Source organism: Pseudomonas sp. GM78 (genome assembly GCF_000282475.1).
Classification (GTDB): domain Bacteria; phylum Pseudomonadota; class Gammaproteobacteria; order Pseudomonadales; family Pseudomonadaceae; genus Aquipseudomonas.
This window is the reverse complement of record NZ_AKJF01000203.1, coordinates 1-15280: the sequence shown is the minus strand read 5'-3', so window position 1 is coordinate 15280 and position 15280 is coordinate 1. Positions and strand designations below refer to the sequence as shown.

General features: G+C 59.9%; 17 protein-coding genes and 2 pseudogenes. 11 read left to right on the top strand and 8 right to left on the bottom strand.

Features of this window, described 5'->3' with window-relative positions:
* Positions 1-33: 33 nt before the first annotated feature.
* A complete protein-coding gene (locus PMI35_RS03490; RefSeq protein WP_032832108.1) occupies positions 34-558 on the bottom strand; it encodes a DUF4946 domain-containing protein in 525 nt (174 codons plus the stop codon).
* Positions 559-703: 145 nt separating this feature from the next.
* Between PMI35_RS03490 and gloA the strand changes: the two genes are divergently transcribed.
* Positions 704-1225 (top strand): lactoylglutathione lyase, encoded by a 522-nt coding sequence (gloA, locus tag PMI35_RS03495; RefSeq protein ID WP_008065374.1) that lies wholly within the window; start codon positions 704-706, stop codon positions 1223-1225.
* Positions 1226-1360: 135 nt separating this feature from the next.
* Here gloA and ahpF read toward each other — a convergent pair whose 3' ends face one another.
* Complete coding sequence (gene ahpF / locus PMI35_RS03500) at positions 1361-2923, bottom strand: alkyl hydroperoxide reductase subunit F (RefSeq protein ID WP_008065373.1); 1563 nt, start codon at positions 2921-2923, stop codon at positions 1361-1363.
* A 127-nt stretch (positions 2924-3050) separates the two neighbouring features.
* Positions 3051-3614 (bottom strand): alkyl hydroperoxide reductase subunit C, encoded by a 564-nt coding sequence (gene ahpC, locus PMI35_RS03505; RefSeq protein WP_007975937.1) that lies wholly within the window; start codon positions 3612-3614, stop codon positions 3051-3053.
* 208 nt (positions 3615-3822) lie between these two features.
* On the opposite strand from ahpC, the gene PMI35_RS03510 reads away from it, so the two are divergent.
* Entirely contained in the window at positions 3823-4836 is a 1014-nt protein-coding gene (locus PMI35_RS03510; RefSeq protein ID WP_008065372.1) for a DNA-binding protein, read from the top strand.
* Here the strand turns inward: PMI35_RS03510 and gorA are convergent.
* Both gorA and galU read right to left on the bottom strand, forming a co-directional pair.
* The gene (gorA, locus tag PMI35_RS03515) at positions 4833-6191 is read right to left on the bottom strand and encodes a glutathione-disulfide reductase (RefSeq protein WP_008065370.1); all 1359 of its coding nucleotides are present in this window, start codon (positions 6189-6191) and stop codon (positions 4833-4835) included. The genes PMI35_RS03510 and gorA overlap by 4 nt on opposite strands.
* Positions 6192-6888: 697 nt before the next feature.
* Positions 6889-7728 (bottom strand): UTP--glucose-1-phosphate uridylyltransferase GalU, encoded by an 840-nt coding sequence (galU, locus tag PMI35_RS03520; protein ID WP_008065368.1) that lies wholly within the window; start codon positions 7726-7728, stop codon positions 6889-6891.
* Between the two features lie 293 nt (positions 7729-8021).
* On the opposite strand from galU, the gene PMI35_RS03525 reads away from it, so the two are divergent.
* Together PMI35_RS03525 and PMI35_RS03530 are read left to right on the top strand one after the other, a co-directional pair.
* Positions 8022-8210: a hypothetical protein gene (locus tag PMI35_RS03525; protein WP_008065365.1), complete on the top strand. Its 189-nt coding sequence runs from the start codon at positions 8022-8024 to the stop codon at positions 8208-8210.
* Positions 8211-8340: 130 nt separating this feature from the next.
* Positions 8341-8622, top strand: a complete 282-nt coding sequence (locus tag PMI35_RS03530) for a hypothetical protein (protein WP_008065363.1) — start codon at positions 8341-8343, stop codon at positions 8620-8622.
* An 11-nt stretch (positions 8623-8633) separates the two neighbouring features.
* Here the strand turns inward: PMI35_RS03530 and PMI35_RS03535 are convergent, their stop codons facing one another.
* Entirely contained in the window at positions 8634-8864 is a 231-nt protein-coding gene (locus PMI35_RS03535) for a hypothetical protein (protein ID WP_008065361.1), read from the bottom strand.
* 72 nt (positions 8865-8936) lie between these two features.
* The gene (locus PMI35_RS03540; RefSeq protein ID WP_008065359.1) at positions 8937-9293 is read right to left on the bottom strand and encodes a hypothetical protein; all 357 of its coding nucleotides are present in this window, start codon (positions 9291-9293) and stop codon (positions 8937-8939) included.
* Between the two features lie 212 nt (positions 9294-9505).
* On the opposite strand from PMI35_RS03540, the gene PMI35_RS03545 reads away from it, so the two are divergent.
* From PMI35_RS03545 to ada, 5 genes and pseudogenes are all read left to right on the top strand, one after another.
* The gene (locus PMI35_RS03545) at positions 9506-9808 is read left to right on the top strand and encodes a DUF1883 domain-containing protein (RefSeq protein WP_008065357.1); all 303 of its coding nucleotides are present in this window, start codon (positions 9506-9508) and stop codon (positions 9806-9808) included.
* A 35-nt stretch (positions 9809-9843) separates the two neighbouring features.
* Positions 9844-10011, top strand: coding sequence for a hypothetical protein (locus PMI35_RS34860; RefSeq protein WP_162135948.1), 168 nt, complete (start codon positions 9844-9846; stop codon positions 10009-10011).
* 120 nt (positions 10012-10131) lie between these two features.
* Positions 10132-10836, top strand: coding sequence for a 2OG-Fe(II) oxygenase (locus PMI35_RS03550; RefSeq protein WP_008065347.1), 705 nt, complete (start codon positions 10132-10134; stop codon positions 10834-10836).
* A 5-nt stretch (positions 10837-10841) separates the two neighbouring features.
* A pseudogene (gene alkB / locus PMI35_RS0133090) lies at positions 10842-11508 on the top strand (DNA oxidative demethylase AlkB).
* Between the two features lie 87 nt (positions 11509-11595).
* Positions 11596-12663 (top strand): bifunctional DNA-binding transcriptional regulator/O6-methylguanine-DNA methyltransferase Ada, encoded by a 1068-nt coding sequence (gene ada, locus PMI35_RS03555; protein WP_008065345.1) that lies wholly within the window; start codon positions 11596-11598, stop codon positions 12661-12663.
* Positions 12664-12788: 125 nt separating this feature from the next.
* Here the strand turns inward: ada and acuI are convergent, their stop codons facing one another.
* A complete protein-coding gene (gene acuI, locus PMI35_RS03560; protein WP_008065344.1) occupies positions 12789-13772 on the bottom strand; it encodes an acrylyl-CoA reductase (NADPH) in 984 nt (327 codons plus the stop codon).
* Between the two features lie 174 nt (positions 13773-13946).
* On the opposite strand from acuI, the gene PMI35_RS03565 reads away from it, so the two are divergent.
* Both PMI35_RS03565 and PMI35_RS03570 read left to right on the top strand, forming a co-directional pair.
* A complete protein-coding gene (locus tag PMI35_RS03565; RefSeq protein ID WP_008065343.1) occupies positions 13947-15011 on the top strand; it encodes an NAD(P)H-dependent flavin oxidoreductase in 1065 nt (354 codons plus the stop codon).
* A gap of 121 nt (positions 15012-15132) precedes the next feature.
* Positions 15133-15280 (top strand): annotated as a pseudogene (locus tag PMI35_RS03570) (molybdate ABC transporter substrate-binding protein); the annotation flags it as partial.

Sequence of the window (15280 nt, the reverse complement as noted above, 5' to 3'; positions counted from 1 at the left end):
AGGCATGAAATCGGCGCTCATTGAAGCCTTCAACTAAAGTTTCAAGCCGTTACGTGCCGCCTCTATTTCATTCTGACTGGCCTTATAAGCCTCGGCCTGCCCGGCGTAGGAAAGTACGTAGGCTTTGTCGGCATCCACCGCGGCGACCAATGTTTGAGACAGCACATGCCGGCCGTTCTGCGTGATGGTGCAAGTGGTTTCAAGCGCCGGCAAGCGACTCAAGGTGGTCGAGTGAATCCGGTTGCAGACACTTTGATAGCCACCCTGGAAAAAGTCTTTCTGCACCGACTTGCGCATCTCCAGCAACACCGCTTCCAGGTTCACCTGATGACCGCTTTGCACCCGGGTCATGGTCAATTCCATCACCATCAAGGGCTCGCCTTGCGCATCGTTCTTGACCGCACGCTGGCGACTGACACCGGAGCCGGCCTCACCTTGGGCAATGGCTTCGACCTGCCAGCCCGGCGGCCACTCCACCACTGGTTCGTCGGCTTGGGCCCGGGCAAGCACCGAAAGCACAGCACTCAGGATAATCAAAGACCTGCACAATCGAATCATTGCCATCAACACCCAGCCAGTTAACCCCGGAGTTTGATCTTCGGCCGACGGCCAGGCAATAGCAGACGCTTTGGGTTTGGTGATGTCGCCACCCATGCGTATCATTGTCGTCATTCGTTAGCCCCATTTATTTTCTGGAGGGCCCATGAGCCTGCAAGAACTGAATACCTTCCCCGGCGTGACCGCACAGCCTGACACCGCCACCCAGAACTTCGTCTTCAACCACACCATGCTGCGGGTCAAGGACATCACCAAGTCCCTGGACTTCTACACGCGCGTTCTCGGCTTCTCGCTGGTGGAGAAACGCGATTTTCCGGAAGCGCAATTCAGCCTGTATTTTCTCGCCTTGGTCGACAAGAGCCAGATCCCGGCCGATGCCGCTGAGCGTACGCAGTGGATGAAATCGATCCCCGGCATTCTCGAACTGACCCATAACCACGGCACCGAGAACGATGCGGACTTCGCCTATCACAACGGCAATACCGACCCGCGCGGGTTCGGCCACATCTGCATTTCCGTGCCGGATATCGTCGCCGCGTGCGAGCGCTTCGAAGCCCTGGGCTGCGACTTCCAGAAGCGCCTGAACGATGGGCGCATGAAGAGCCTGGCGTTCATCAAGGACCCGGATGCTTACTGGGTCGAAATCATCCAGCCCGCCCCACTATAAAACAAAATCAAAAGATCGCAGCCTTCGGCAGCTCCTACAGGGTTTTTGTAGGAGCTGCCGAAGGCTGCGATCTTTTGATCCTCAAACACAAAACCCCATGATCACTCATGGGGTTTTGTGTTTACAGCGTCCGGTTTACGCCGGCGCCGAGGTGCGGATCAAGTGGTCGAATGCGCTCAGGGAAGCCTTGGCGCCCTCGCCCACCGCGATCACGATCTGCTTGTACGGCACGGTGGTCACGTCACCGGCAGCGAACACGCCAGGCACAGACGTTTCGCCACGGGCATCGACGATGATCTCGCCACGCGGTGACAGCTCGATCGTGCCTTTGAGCCAATCGGTATTGGGCAACAGACCGATCTGCACGAAGATGCCTTCAAGTTCCACGCTGCGTAATTCGTCGCTCTGGCGATCCTTGTAGCGCAGGCCGTTGACCTTCTGCCCGTCGCCCGTCACTTCAGTGGTTTGCGCACGGGTGATCACGGTCACGTTCGGCAGGCTGTGCAACTTGCGCTGCAACACCGCATCGGCACGCAGCTGTACATCGAACTCCAGCAGCGTGACATGGGACACGATACCGGCCAGGTCGATGGCTGCCTCAACGCCGGAGTTACCGCCGCCAATCACCGCCACGCGCTTGCCTTTGAACAACGGGCCGTCGCAGTGCGGGCAGTACGCCACGCCCTTGTTGCGATATTCCTGCTCACCCGGCACGTTCATCTCACGCCAGCGCGCACCGGTGGCCACGATCACCGTTTTGGCTTTGAGTTTCGCACCGCTGGCGAAGTGCACTTCGTGCAACTCCCCCGCTTTGCCTGGCAGCAATTTGTCGGCGCGCTGCAAGTTCATGATGTCCACGTCGTACTGCTTGACGTGCTCCTCCAGGGCGACCGCCAGTTTCGGCCCCTCGGTTTCCTGCACGGAGATGAAGTTTTCGATGGCCATGGTGTCCAGCACCTGGCCACCAAAACGCTCGGCCGCGACACCGGTGCGAATGCCTTTGCGAGCAGCATAAATCGCCGCCGAAGCACCGGCCGGGCCACCGCCCACCACCAGCACGTCAAAGGCCTCTTTGGCGCTGATCTTCTCGGCCTGGCGCTCGATGCCGCTGGTGTCGATTTTCGCGAGGATTTCTTCCAGGCCCATGCGGCCCTGGCCGAAGTTCACGCCGTTGAGGTAGATGCTCGGTACCGCCATGACCTGGCGCTCATCGACTTCAGCCTGGAACAGCGCGCCGTCGATGGCGACGTGGCGGATATTGGGGTTGAGCACCGCCATCAGATTCAATGCCTGGACCACGTCCGGGCAGTTCTGGCAGGACAGCGAGAAATAGGTCTCGAAGTTGAACTCGCCATTGAGCGAGCGGATCTGTTCGATCACTTCGACACTGGCTTTGGAGGGATGCCCGCCGACTTGCAACAAGGCCAGCACCAGGGAGGTGAATTCGTGGCCCATCGGGATACCGGCAAAACGCAGGCTGATATCCGCTCCGGGGCGATTGATCGAGAACGATGGCTTGCGTGCATCATCACCGTTGTCGAGCAAGGTAATCTGGGTGGAAAGACTGGCAACGTCTTTCAGCAATGCGAGTAGTTCCTGGGATTTCGCACCGTCGTCGAGGGAGGCAACGATCTCGATCGGCTGGGTGACCCGTTCCAGGTACGACTTCAACTGGGTTTTAAGATTGGTGTCCAACATACGGGCGATTTCCTTAGCTTATTTGAGGCGAAAAAAAGCCCGAGCGAAACTCGCCCGGGCTTTTCTATTGGGCGGTGCAGCTTACTGAGTAGGTGCGGCGATCCGCCCTGATGCAGCGATCACAGACTTAGATCTTGCCAACCAGGTCCAGGGACGGCGCCAGAGTGGCCTCGCCTTCTTTCCACTTGGCTGGGCAAACCTGGCCCGGGTGTGCAGCAACGTACTGGGCAGCCTTGATCTTGCGCAGCAGCTCGGAAGCGTCACGGCCAACACCGCCGTCGTTCAGCTCAACGATCTTGATCTGGCCTTCCGGATTGATCACGAAGGTGCCACGGTCAGCCAGGCCAGCTTCTTCGATCAGCACGTCGAAGTTGCGGGAGATGGCGTGGGTCGGGTCGCCGATCATGGTGTACTGGATCTTGCCGATGGCTGGCGAAGTGTTGTGCCAGGCAGCGTGGGCAAAGTGGGTGTCGGTGGAAACGCTGTAGATCTCGACGCCCAGCTTCTGGAAGGCGTCGTAGTTGTCAGCCAGGTCTTCCAGCTCGGTCGGGCAGACGAAAGTGAAGTCGGCCGGGTAGAAAAACACTACAGACCACTTGCCTTTCAGGTCAGCGTCCGAGACTTTTACGAAGTCGCCATTTTTGAATGCGTCAGCTTTGAACGGTTTAACTTGGCTGTTGATGATAGGCATCGTTGACTCTCCGTCAGGGGTTAAGAAGTTGATGGAGAGAACTTTACCCACTCGACGGACGGTTGGCTCATTGGCAAACCTCATGCTGCTGATTGGCTTTCGCTATTAACAAACAGTATTGATAGAAGAAAACCGAATTTACCCTCGCAAATGCTAGAATCTGCTTTTTCGTGGTACGTACCACATAGCAAGAATCGCAGGAGATTCCATGGCCCGTGGCGGCGTGAATAAACAGGTGGTGCAAGCGGCGCGATTGGCAATCCTTGCCCGTGGCGAAAACCCCAGCATCGATGCCGTACGAATTGAAATGGGCAATACCGGCTCGAAAACCACGATCCATCGCATTATGAAGGAGCTCGATGATAGCACCCCGGACACCGACGAGGCGCCACCCGAGCCGATCGACGAAGAGCTGTTGGCGTTGGTAACGCGCCTGGCGCAGCGCCTCAAGGAGCAGGCACAGGAACCCATTGACCAGGCCCGCGAGGAATACGAGCAACAACGCAAGGCACTTGAAACGCAGCTACAACAAGCCGAGCAAGCCAATACCCAATTGCAGCAACACTACGAACTGCAGAGCCTGGCACTGACCCAGGAATCCGAGGCGCTGCAAAGCACGCTTGCCCTGCTGCAGGGTGAACAAACCCGCAACGCCGGGCTGGCTCAGGCACTGGCTGATTTCGAGCTGCGCCTGCGAGACAAGGACGAGCAGATTCGCTCGCTCGAAGAGAAACACCTGCACAGCCGTGATGCCCTGGAGCACTACCGCAATGCGATCAACGAGCAGCGCGAGCAAGAGCAGAGCCGCCACGAAAATCAGGTGCAGCAACTGCAGATGGAGGTGCGCCAGGCACAACAAAGCGCCTTGGTCCGCCAGGACGAAATCACCCAACTGCACCGCGACAACGAACGCCTGCTGACCGAAAACCGCGGCACACAGCGCGAGCTGAGCCTGTTGCAAGAGCAGCTCAAGCAAAGCAACACCCGTCAGGATCAACTGTTCGACCAGACCACGCGTGTCGACAGCGACCGCACCCTCCTCCAGGAACGACTTCGCGTGGCCATGCTGGAAAGCCAGGCGCTCAAACAGAGCGTCGAGGAACAAGCGCAGGTCAACAAGTCACTGGACATCGAACTGCAGAAAACCCGGGCAGAACTGGAAGAAAGCGTGCGCCTGGCCGCTGCCAATGCAGCAGCGCCAGACGTCGCCAGGGACGATTAAGCGCCGACCGGTGTCCGCAGGGTGACGAACTCTTCGGCGGCCGTCGGATGCACACCGATGGTTTCGTCGAAGTGGCGCTTGGTGGCACCGGCCTTCAAGGCGATGGCCAGGCCCTGGACGATTTCGCCAGCCTCCGGACCGACCATGTGGCAGCCCAGCACCTTGTCGGTCTGGGCGTCCACCACCAGCTTCATCAACGTGCGCTCCTGGCATTCGGTCAGGGTCAACTTCATCGGCCGGAAGCGGCTCTCGAAGATCTGCACCTCATGGCCGGCTTCGCGCGCTTCTTCCTCGGTCAGGCCGACCGTGCCGATGTTGGGCAGGCTGAACACCGCCGTTGGGATCATCTTGTAATCCACCGGGCGATACTGCTCAGGCTTGAACAAGCGCCGCGCCACCGCCATGCCTTCGGCCAGCGCCACCGGCGTCAGCTGCACCCGGCCAATCACATCGCCCAGGGCCAGGATCGACGGCTCGGCCGTCTGGTACAGGTCATCCACCTCGACGAAGCCTTTCTTGTCGAGTTTCACCGCGGTGTTTTCCAGCCCGAGATTGTCCAGCATCGGACGCCGACCGGTGGCGTAGAACACGCAATCGGCCTCCAACTGACGGCCATCCTTGAGTGTCACTTTCAGGCTGCCATCGGCTTGCTTGTCGATACGCTCGATGTCGGCATTGAACTGCAGGTCCATGCCGCGCTTGGTCAGTTCTTCCTGCAAGTGCTTGCGCACCGAACCGTCGAAGCCACGCAGGAACAGTTCGCCGCGATACAGCAAGGTGGTCTGGGCGCCCAGGCCGTGGAAGATGCCAGCGAATTCGACGGCGATGTAACCCCCGCCCACTACCAGCACACGCTTGGGCAGTTCCTTGAGGAAAAACGCCTGGTTGGAACTGATCGCGTGCTCATGCCCGGGAATCTCGGGAATCTGCGGCCAGCCGCCGGTAGCGATCAGGATGTTTTTAGCCGTGTGGCGCTCGCCATTGATCTCGACGGTATTTGGGTCGACGATCTTGGCGTGGCCTTCGTGCAGCGTCACGCCACTGTTAACCAGCAGGTTGCGGTAAATGCCATTGAGGCGATTGATCTCGCGATCCTTATTGGCGATCAGCGTCGCCCAATCGAACTGCGCCTCATCCAGGCTCCAGCCAAAACCCGACGCCTGCTCGAAGTCCTCGGCGAAATGTGCGCCGTAGACCAGCAATTTTTTCGGCACACAGCCGACGTTCACACAGGTGCCGCCCAGGTAGCGACTCTCGGCCACCGCCACTTTCGCGCCAAAGCCGGCCGCAAACCGGGCCGCCCGCACACCGCCAGAACCGGCGCCAATCACATAAAGGTCAAAATCGTAGGCCATTTTCAATCTCCTCGGCAGGTGACCAGCATACCTGCGGGCGGCCGATGAGCAAGCGTTGCGCTGAAATGCCCGTGCCGTGCGAGGCGTGACCCTATCTCCGTAAGCCTGGCTACTACAGAAAACCAGGCGCTGCGGTGTTTCTGTTGGACCGCGTTATCGTTCTTCGCCGGCAAGTCGGACCGCCGCCCGCTGGCTCTGCAAAGGCTCACGTAACACCGAAATCAGGCCGGCTGGGAGGCCGCCTCGCTTTGGCTTTTGATCTTGCTCTGGCTTTGATTTTCTTACCCCACCTCACGCCCTGAGCCGGTGCGTCAACTTGTGACTACCTCCATCGGCACCTCTACCAGCGTTGATCCATGCCGCGTCAAAGCCTCTGGGAGATGGTTGTCTGAGTACATATCCGTTACCGCAGGAATGGATATGTACTCAGTCAACAAAATTCAGGTCGGCTGCAAGGCCGCCTTCGCGAGCAGGCTCGCACAGTAGAGCGGGTACAGATGAATGCGATTGGTCTGCTCTCGGGAGGCCTTCGCTGGCAAGTCGGATCGCCGCACCGCTGGCTCCTACAGGAAACCAGGCGCTTTTTAGCGCGTACAAAAACAAACGCCCCGATCAAGTCGGGGCGTTTGTTTAGGCCTTCATCAGCTTGATTACAGCTTGTGAAGATCGCTTTTCAGTACGAGCAACCAACGCGCTATCAGTAAGCCTTGCCCGTCTTGTAGAAGTTCTCGAAGCAGAAGTTGGTCGCGTCGATGTAGCCTTCGGCGCCGCCGCAGTCGAAACGCTTGCCCTTGAACTTGTAGGCCATCACGCAGCCGTTCTGGGCCTGTTTCATCAGGGCGTCGGTGATCTGGATTTCGCCGCCCTTGCCTGGCTCGGTCTGTTCGATCAGGTCGAAGATGTCCGGGGTCAGGATGTAGCGACCGATGATGGCCAGGTTCGACGGCGCATCTTCAGGTTTTGGTTTTTCCACCATGCTGTGCACGCGGTAGATGTCGTCGCGGATCATCTCGCCGGCGATTACGCCGTACTTGTTGGTCTCTTGCGGGTCGACTTCCTGGATGGCCACGATCGAGCAGCGGAACTGCTTGTACAGCTTGACCATCTGGGTCAGTACGCCGTCGCCTTCGAGGTTGACGCACAGGTCGTCCGCCAGCACCACGGCGAAGGGTTCGTCACCGATCAACGGACGGCCGGTCAGGATCGCGTGGCCCAGGCCTTTCATTTCGGTCTGGCGGGTGTAGGAGAACGAGCAGTTGTCGAGCAGCTTGCGGATGCCGACCAGGTACTTTTCCTTGTCGGTGCCCTTGATCTGGTTTTCCAGCTCGTAGCTGATGTCGAAATGGTCTTCCAGGGCGCGCTTGCCACGACCGGTGACAATGGAGATTTCCGTCAGCCCGGCGTCCAGGGCTTCTTCAACGCCGTACTGGATCAGTGGCTTGTTTACCACCGGCAGCATTTCCTTGGGCATGGCTTTGGTCGCTGGCAGGAAGCGAGTGCCGTAACCGGCTGCTGGAAACAAGCATTTCTTGATCATATAAGTCCTTGAAAGGGCTGTGTGTACGAGTTTCGGCGCAGTCTAATCAGGCGGCGTACACCTTACAATGCCCCGCGCTGGCTAACCGATGCCATCATAGAGAAATATTCTCGCCGTTAGTTCCGCAGCGAGTACCGCGAATGGATCAGCAGCCTGTTATTGATAGCAGAGTCCGCCAGGTTTGCACGCCAAGTCAACCCATGGGCAAGCGCACCAACCCGCATCCATCGGCACCCGAACGGTGCATTTGGCGGTATCATGGCGCCCATTGATCCAGTCAACGAGGCAACTAGATGTCAGAAGCAAAAAGCGTCAACGGGTTCGTGATCAACAAGGCCAAAGACGGCCAGTGGTGGGTAACCGGCGTTGGCACTGAGAACACTGTCGGTCCTTTCCCGTCCGAAGCCATGGCGATCGAAGTGGCATCGGTGTTGCAGCTGGAACACCCGGCACCCAAGCGACGGGGCAAGGACAAGAACTGATCCATGCCTGACGCCCTGCCTTGGTGCAGGGCTTTTTTTGCGAATACCGGCAAGAAGTGGCCTTTGGCTATAACCTTTTGCCAACTGCGCTGTCACAGGCTTTGCCTCTCATCCTGACGACGACAACGACATGACCAAATTTTTGCCGCTGATTGCGGTTCTGGCCCTCGGTGGCTGCGCCACTTCCGAAACCACTTACCTGAACAATGGCGAACAAGGACTGGCCATCGACTGCTCCGGCGAGGCCAACTCCTGGGCAAGCTGTTACGAAAAGGCCGATGCCTCCTGCGCCGGCACCGGCTACCGCATCGTTGGCACTGACGGCTCACCCGCCCCCGAAGAAAGCGACAAGACCCTGGGTGTCGACGTTGGCAACTACAAGAACCGTAGCGTCGTGGTGGTCTGCAAGTAGGGCGTGGTGCACTACATGTGGATTTCCGCGAACTTGATCCCCAGGCTGCGTACGGTCTCGACCAGTTCGTCGAGACTGCTGAAGGACTCGACTTCGTCACTTTCGTCCACCAGGAAAAAACTGCGCCCGGCGCTTTTCTTGAAAAACACGATCCACTCCCCCGGATTTGCCGGGTTCTGAATTACATGGGTGGCGCAGATTTGGCCCTCTGCGTGTCGCTCCCGTACCCGCTCTCGCTTCATGTTCGACTCCAGAAATGACAATGCCGCCAAAGGGTCGCTTTGACGGCATCGGTGCTGACGGTCGACAGTCTATCAGCCGGAAATGCACGCCGTGGCGGCATCGCGTACATCGAAAGGTCGTATAGGCACGTTGGAGATTCGCTCATGCAGCTTGATGCTGCTGCCGCCGGAGCGCTCCTCGATATCGAACACTGCGGCCGGCCCCGAGGAAAGCTTCTGCGGCACGATCACCCGCACGCCGTCTTTCTGCTCTTCGATCTGCAAGGCGCCTCGGCTGTCGGCGAGTTTTTCGCTCAGGCACTGGGCATATTCCTGGGGCTTCTTGCCTGAAATCACATTCATGGTCGGCAACGTCTGGTTGATGTCCGAGACACTTGCACACCCACTGATTGCCAGGACCCACGGCAAGCCCAACATGCCCCACTTCATATGAAACCTCCGTTAAAGACCCTCCGACAGCTCAAACACGGGTTTTCTCCGGGACCGACTGCTTTTTTCTTTCACGGTGTGCGTAATATCCGGTTTTTATTGTCCAACCGGGCCCGCACAGCCGGATAATAACGCCCCGGGGCTGATAAACTGCGCCAATCGCCCATGCTATCGTTTTGATTTTGTAGAAAAAGCCCTTCTGGAGGCGCCTCATGAAATTTATCCACCAGCGCGAGCACCTCAACGAGGACGACATCGTCGTCATTCAATGCTCGCAAACCTGCAACATTCGCTTGATGAACGACGCCAACTTCCGCAGCTTCAAGAATGGCGGTCGTCACACCTATCACGGCGGCGCGTTTGACACCTTCCCGGCCCGCATCACGGCGCCGAGCACCGGTTTCTGGAACATCACCATCGACACGGTCAATCGCCGGCCGATCAGCGTGACGCGCAAGCCGACCCTGACCCACTCGATCAAGATCATCCGCCGCTCCAGCTCGAAACTGAGCTGAGCAGCGCCTCAATACGCAGACAGACAGGTATGACCGTGGCCCAGACGACCAAATACGTCATCAAGTACAAACTCAATGGCGAACGCCGCTTCGAATTTGCCCAGCTGGAAAACGGCACCGCAGAAGAAGCCAAAGCCGCGCTGGATGCCCTTCATGGCGGCGAAGACGTCATCAGCGACATCAGCGTCAGCAAAGCGCTGTAACATCGCCTGGAGCGACAACCCGGACGTCCGCTCCCTGCCGGGATTCGACCGCAAGTGTCGGAGTGTTTACATTCGTCATGCCCCTTAGTCTCGCCACCTCAATCACCTGAGGGCCCGGCAATGAGCGAGCAATACCTGGACAGGCTGGACTGGCCACTGCTGGAACAGCAACTCGACGAGGACGGCTGCGCGGTCATCGCGTCGCTGTTGAGCCACAAGGCCTGTGATCAGATCAGCGCCTTGTACGGCCAATCCGAAGGCTTTCGCTCGCAGGTGATCATGGCCCGCCACGGTTTCGGCCGTGGCGAGTACAAGTATTTCGACTACCCCTTGCCGCCGCTGGTGGCCCGCCTGCGCAGTTCGCTTTACCGGCGACTGGTGCCGATTGCCAATCGCTGGCATGAACAGATGGGCTTGCCGAGCCGCTTTCCCGATAGCCACCCGGCCTTCCTCGAGCGTTGCCATGCCGCCGGCCAGCAGCGTCCGACGCCCTTGTTGCTGCAATACGGGCCACAGGACTACAACTGCCTGCACCAGGATCTGTATGGCGAGCATGTCTTCCCGTTGCAGGTGGCGATTCTTCTGTCAGAACCGGGGGAAGATTTCACCGGCGGTGAGTTCGTGCTCACCGAGCAGCGCCCACGCATGCAGTCGCGCCCGCAAGTCATCGGTCTGAAAAAAGGCGATGGCCTGATCTTCGCGGTCAACCAGCGCCCGGTCCAAGGCGTGCGCGGTTACTATCGGGTGACCCTGCGCCACGGCGTCAGTCGCTTGCACAGCGGAAAACGGCATACCCTTGGGATCATCTTTCACGACGCATCATGAGCACCATGAACCCGACCACCCTGGACCTGTTTGCCGACGCCGAGCCCGAGCAAGCGCGCCGACGCGAGCAGATCGGCGAACAGTCCTACGTTCTCAGAGGCTTTGCCCTGCCCTGGCTTGAGCGTTTGCTGCCGGCACTGGAGGCCGTGCTGGCGGCTGCACCGTTCCGGCAAATGGTCACCCCTGGCGGCTTCACCATGTCGGTGGCCCTGAGCAGTTGTGGCACCTGGGGCTGGACCACCGACCGCAGCGGTTATTGCTACACCCGCGACGATCCCCGCACCGGCCTGCCCTGGCCACCCATGCCCGAGGTGTTTTTCCAGCTGGCTCAGGCGGCGGCACGGGAGGCGGGATTTGCCGATTTCGTGCCGGATTCCTGCCTGATCAATCGCTATGTGCCCGGAGCGAAAAATGTCCCTGCATCAGGACAAGGACGAAAAATCCTACGCTGCACCTATCGTTTCGGTATCCCTGGGGTTGCCCGCGCTGTTCCTGTTCGGCGGCTTCACCCGCAGCGACAAAAGCCAGCGAGTGCCGTTGCTGCATGGCGACATCGTGGTCTGGGGCGGCGTGGATCGCTTGCGTTATCACGGTGTGCTGCCGATCAAGGATGGCCAACACCCGCGCCTGGGTGAACAGCGGATCAACTTCACGTTTCGGACCGCGCGGTGAGGACGTGGAGTTTGACCGCAAGCGCCGGAGTGTGGCCGTACGGGCCGGTGGTTAATCTGCGGCAAACGGGTCAACGGATGTAAAGCCATGACAAGCCAATCGACAACAAGCAGCACCGAAAACGATCCACGCTGGGCCGCGGTGGTCGCCCGCGACCCACAGGCGGACGGGCAGTTCGTCTATGCGGTGAAAACCACCGGGATCTACTGCAACCCCAGCAGCCTCTCGCGCTTGCCGAAACCACAGAATGTCGAATTCTTCGACAGCGCTGAACTGGCCCAGGCCGCGGGTTATCGTCCAAGCAAGCGCGCGGCGAAGGACCAAAGCGCCGTCGCCGCACAACATGCCGCCACCGTGGCCGCCGCGTGCCGCCAGATCGAAACCGCCGAGGCGTTGCCCGCGCTGAACGAGTTGGCGCAAGCGGCAGGCCTGAGCAGTTTCCATTTCCATCGGGTGTTCAAGTCCGTGACCGGCCTGACACCCAAAGGCTATGCCGCAGCCCATCGTTCACGCCGAATGCGCGAGCGACTGGCGGATGGCCGCTCGGTCACCGATGCGTTGTACGACGCTGGCTTTAATTCCAACAGCCGTTTCTATGAGGCGGCGGATCAGGTACTGGGAATGAAACCCACGGATTACCGTGCTGCGGGGCAAAACAATGACATCCGTTTCGCGGTTGGCCAGTGTTCGCTGGGCGCAATTCTGGTGGCGCAAAGCGAGCGTGGAGTCTGCGCGATTCTGCTAGGTGATGATCCGCAGCAACTGGTCTGCGACCTGCAGGACAAGTTTCGTCGCGCCACCCTGATCGGTGCCGACCAGGCCTTCGAACAGTTGATCGCCCGAGTCGTGGGCTTCATCGAAGCCCCGGCCCTGGGCCTGGACTTGCCGCTGGATGTGCGCGGCACCGCCTTTCAGGAACGGGTTTGGCAAGCCCTGCGGGAGATACCCGCCGGCAGCACCGCCAGCTACGCCGACATCGCCCAACGCATCGGCAACCCCAAAGCGGTTCGCGCCGTGGCACAAGCCTGTGGCGCGAACAGCCTGGCGGTGGCGATCCCCTGTCACCGCGTGGTGCGCAGCGATGGCAATCTGTCGGGGTATCGCTGGGGCGTGGAGCGTAAGCGGCAATTGCTGGAGCGGGAGAAGCCCTTGTAGGAGCGAGCCTGCTCGCGAAGGTCGTCAACGATGACGCTGGGTACCTGACACCCCTCGGTGCTCTCAGGTTCATCGCGAGCAGGCTCGCTCCTACAGTAGATCGTGTACAGCCGCGCGAGGCCTGATCAGCGATTCACATCCACCACCACCCGCCCCCGCAACTGCCCAGCCAACAATCGCGGCGCGGCCTCGATCGCATCGCTCAAACCGATTTCATGGCTGATCAGCGGCAACAAGTCGAAGTCCAGGTCCTTGGCCAAACGCCCCCAGGCCTCCACACGCCTGGCTTTCGACTGGGTCACGCTGTTGATCCCCGCCAGGGTCACGCCGCGCAGGATAAAGGGTGCGACGGACGCCGGAAAGTCCATGCCCTGGGCCAAACCACAAGCAGCGACCGTGCCTTCGGAGCGGGTACTGGCACAGGCATTGGCCAGGGTGTGGCTGCCCACCGAGTCGATGACCGCCGCCCAACGTTCCTTGGCCAAGGGCTTGCCAGGCTCAGACAAAGTGGCACGGTCAATGATCTCGCTGGCACCCAGTTGCTTGAGGTATTCGTGTTCCGACAAGCGACCCGTGGAAGCGACCACCCGATAACCAAGCTTGCTCAACAACGCGATGGCGAAACTGCCCACGCCGCCGTTGGCCCCGGTGACCAGAACCTCGCCCTGGTCGGGCGTCACACCGTTGCGTTCCAGCGCCATGATACACAGCATCGCCGTATAGCCTGCCGTGCCGATGGCCATGGCCTGGGCTTCGGTGAAGGCCTCCGGCAGCGCAATCAGCCACTCGCCCTTGAGCCGCGCCTTTTGCGCCAGGCCGCCCCAATGCCCTTCGCCCACGCCCCAGCCATTGAGCAGGACCTTGTCACCGACCTTGTAGTCCGGATGCGTGCTGACCTCGACGGTCCCCGCCAGGTCGATCCCCGGTACCATCGGGAATTTGCGCACCACCGGGCTGCTGCCGGTGATCGCCAGGCCATCCTTGAAATTCAGCGTGCTGTACGCCACGCGTACCGTCACGTCGCCCTCGGGCAGCTGGTCCTCATTGATCTGTTGCAGTGTGGCCTGGTAACCGCTTTCGTTTTTATCGATCAAAATACCTTGGAACATTGCTGCCTCCTGGTGAGATCACCTGTTGTGGTGCTATTTAAATACCATTTCGCAAAAAATTACCGTATACGACTTTAAGCCAATTCGTCTGCGGCAAACATGACTGGCATAACCTCAGGCATTGCTGCTACAAATCGAGCCTCGCCCGGTTCCAACGTCGGAGTACAACTGAAAATGAGCCAATGGCCAGATACGCGCATCCTTGACCTGCTCGGGATCGAACTGCCAATCATCCAGGCCCCCATGGCAGGCGCCACCACCGCTGCCATGGTCATTGCAGCGAGCAACGCCGGCGGTCTCGGCTCGATGCCTGCGGCCATGCTGAGCGTCGAGCAGTTGCGTGAAGCGCTCAAGGACATTCGCCAGCACAGCCAGCGCCCGATCAACGTCAATTTCTTCTGCCATCAACCGCCGGCGGTCGACGAGCAACGCGCCCAGGACTGGAAGCATCTGCTGCAGCCCTATTATCACGAACTGGGCGTCGACTTCGATGCGCCGACGCCGGTGTCCAATCGCGCGCCGTTCGATCCGGCCGCCTGCGAAGTGGTGGAAGAGTTGCGTCCCGAGGTCGTGAGTTTTCACTTTGGCCTGCCGGAAAAAATCCTACTGGATCGGGTCAAGGCCACCGGGGCGAAAGTGCTGTCCTCGGCCACCACAGTCGAAGAAGCCATCTGGCTCGAGCAGCATGGCTGCGACGCGATCATTGCCATGGGTTATGAAGCGGGCGGGCACCGGGGCATGTTTCTCAGTGATGACCTGAGCAGCCAGGTCGGCACCTTCGCCCTGGTGCCTCAAGTAGTCGATGCCGTAAACGTACCGGTGATTGCTGCCGGCGGCATTGCCGATGCGCGGGGTGTGGCGGCGGCGTTCATGCTGGGCGCGTCGGCGGTGCAAGTGGGCACGGCGTACCTGTTCACGCCAGAGGCCAAGGTCAGCGCCTCGCATCACCAGGCATTGCGCACCGCCCGGGAAAGCGAGACCGCGCTCACCAACATTTTCACCGGTCGCCCGGCACGAGGCATACTCAATCGGGTGATGCGCGAGCTCGGGCCGATGAGCAGCCAGGCACCGCGCTTTCCCCTCGCGGGCGGCGCATTGCTGCCGTTGCGCGCCAAGGGCGAGGCAGACTTCAGCAATCTCTGGGCCGGACAGGCATTCACCCTGGGGGTCGAGTTAGGCACCGCCGAACTGACCCGGCGCCTGGCCGAGGAAGGGTTGGCGAAGTTACTTCAGCGCTGACCGTCGTGGCGGGCAACAGCGGTTGGCGCTGCAACACATTCCGTTTAGCGGCATTTCGCTATATATTCAGATATATAACGAATCACTCTCTTGCAACACTTGCCTGTGACGGAGCCGTTTCATGACCATTCGTGCCTCACGTTTTGCCCCCACCTGCCTGGCGAGCCTGCTCGCCGTGTGCGCCTTCGGCTCTGCCCAGGCGGACGAAGTCCAGGTCGCTGTCGCTGCCAATTTCACTGCGCCGATCCAGGCCATCGCCGCCGATTTCG

Excerpts from the sequence above, each read along its gene's own strand:
- PMI35_RS03535 (WP_008065361.1), bottom strand. The coding sequence starts at position 8,864 with ATGAAGCGAGAGCGGGTACGGGAGCGACACGCAGAGGGCCAAATCTGC.
- PMI35_RS03490 (WP_032832108.1), bottom strand. The coding sequence starts at position 558 with ATGATTCGATTGTGCAGGTCTTTGATTATCCTGAGTGCTGTGCTTTCG.
- PMI35_RS03525 (WP_008065365.1), top strand. The coding sequence starts at position 8,022 with ATGTCAGAAGCAAAAAGCGTCAACGGGTTCGTGATCAACAAGGCCAAA.
- ahpF (WP_008065373.1), bottom strand. The coding sequence starts at position 2,923 with ATGTTGGACACCAATCTTAAAACCCAGTTGAAGTCGTACCTGGAACGG.
- acuI (WP_008065344.1), bottom strand. The coding sequence starts at position 13,772 with ATGTTCCAAGGTATTTTGATCGATAAAAACGAAAGCGGTTACCAGGCC.
- galU (WP_008065368.1), bottom strand. The coding sequence starts at position 7,728 with ATGATCAAGAAATGCTTGTTTCCAGCAGCCGGTTACGGCACTCGCTTC.
- PMI35_RS03540 (WP_008065359.1), bottom strand. The coding sequence starts at position 9,293 with ATGAAGTGGGGCATGTTGGGCTTGCCGTGGGTCCTGGCAATCAGTGGG.
- gloA (WP_008065374.1), top strand. The coding sequence starts at position 704 with ATGAGCCTGCAAGAACTGAATACCTTCCCCGGCGTGACCGCACAGCCT.
- PMI35_RS03530 (WP_008065363.1), top strand. The coding sequence starts at position 8,341 with ATGACCAAATTTTTGCCGCTGATTGCGGTTCTGGCCCTCGGTGGCTGC.
- PMI35_RS03565 (WP_008065343.1), top strand. The coding sequence starts at position 13,947 with ATGAGCCAATGGCCAGATACGCGCATCCTTGACCTGCTCGGGATCGAA.
- PMI35_RS03510 (WP_008065372.1), top strand. The coding sequence starts at position 3,823 with ATGGCCCGTGGCGGCGTGAATAAACAGGTGGTGCAAGCGGCGCGATTG.
- PMI35_RS03550 (WP_008065347.1), top strand. The coding sequence starts at position 10,132 with ATGAGCGAGCAATACCTGGACAGGCTGGACTGGCCACTGCTGGAACAG.
- ahpC (WP_007975937.1), bottom strand. The coding sequence starts at position 3,614 with ATGCCTATCATCAACAGCCAAGTTAAACCGTTCAAAGCTGACGCATTC.
- ada (WP_008065345.1), top strand. The coding sequence starts at position 11,596 with ATGACAAGCCAATCGACAACAAGCAGCACCGAAAACGATCCACGCTGG.
- gorA (WP_008065370.1), bottom strand. The coding sequence starts at position 6,191 with ATGGCCTACGATTTTGACCTTTATGTGATTGGCGCCGGTTCTGGCGGT.
- PMI35_RS03545 (WP_008065357.1), top strand. The coding sequence starts at position 9,506 with ATGAAATTTATCCACCAGCGCGAGCACCTCAACGAGGACGACATCGTC.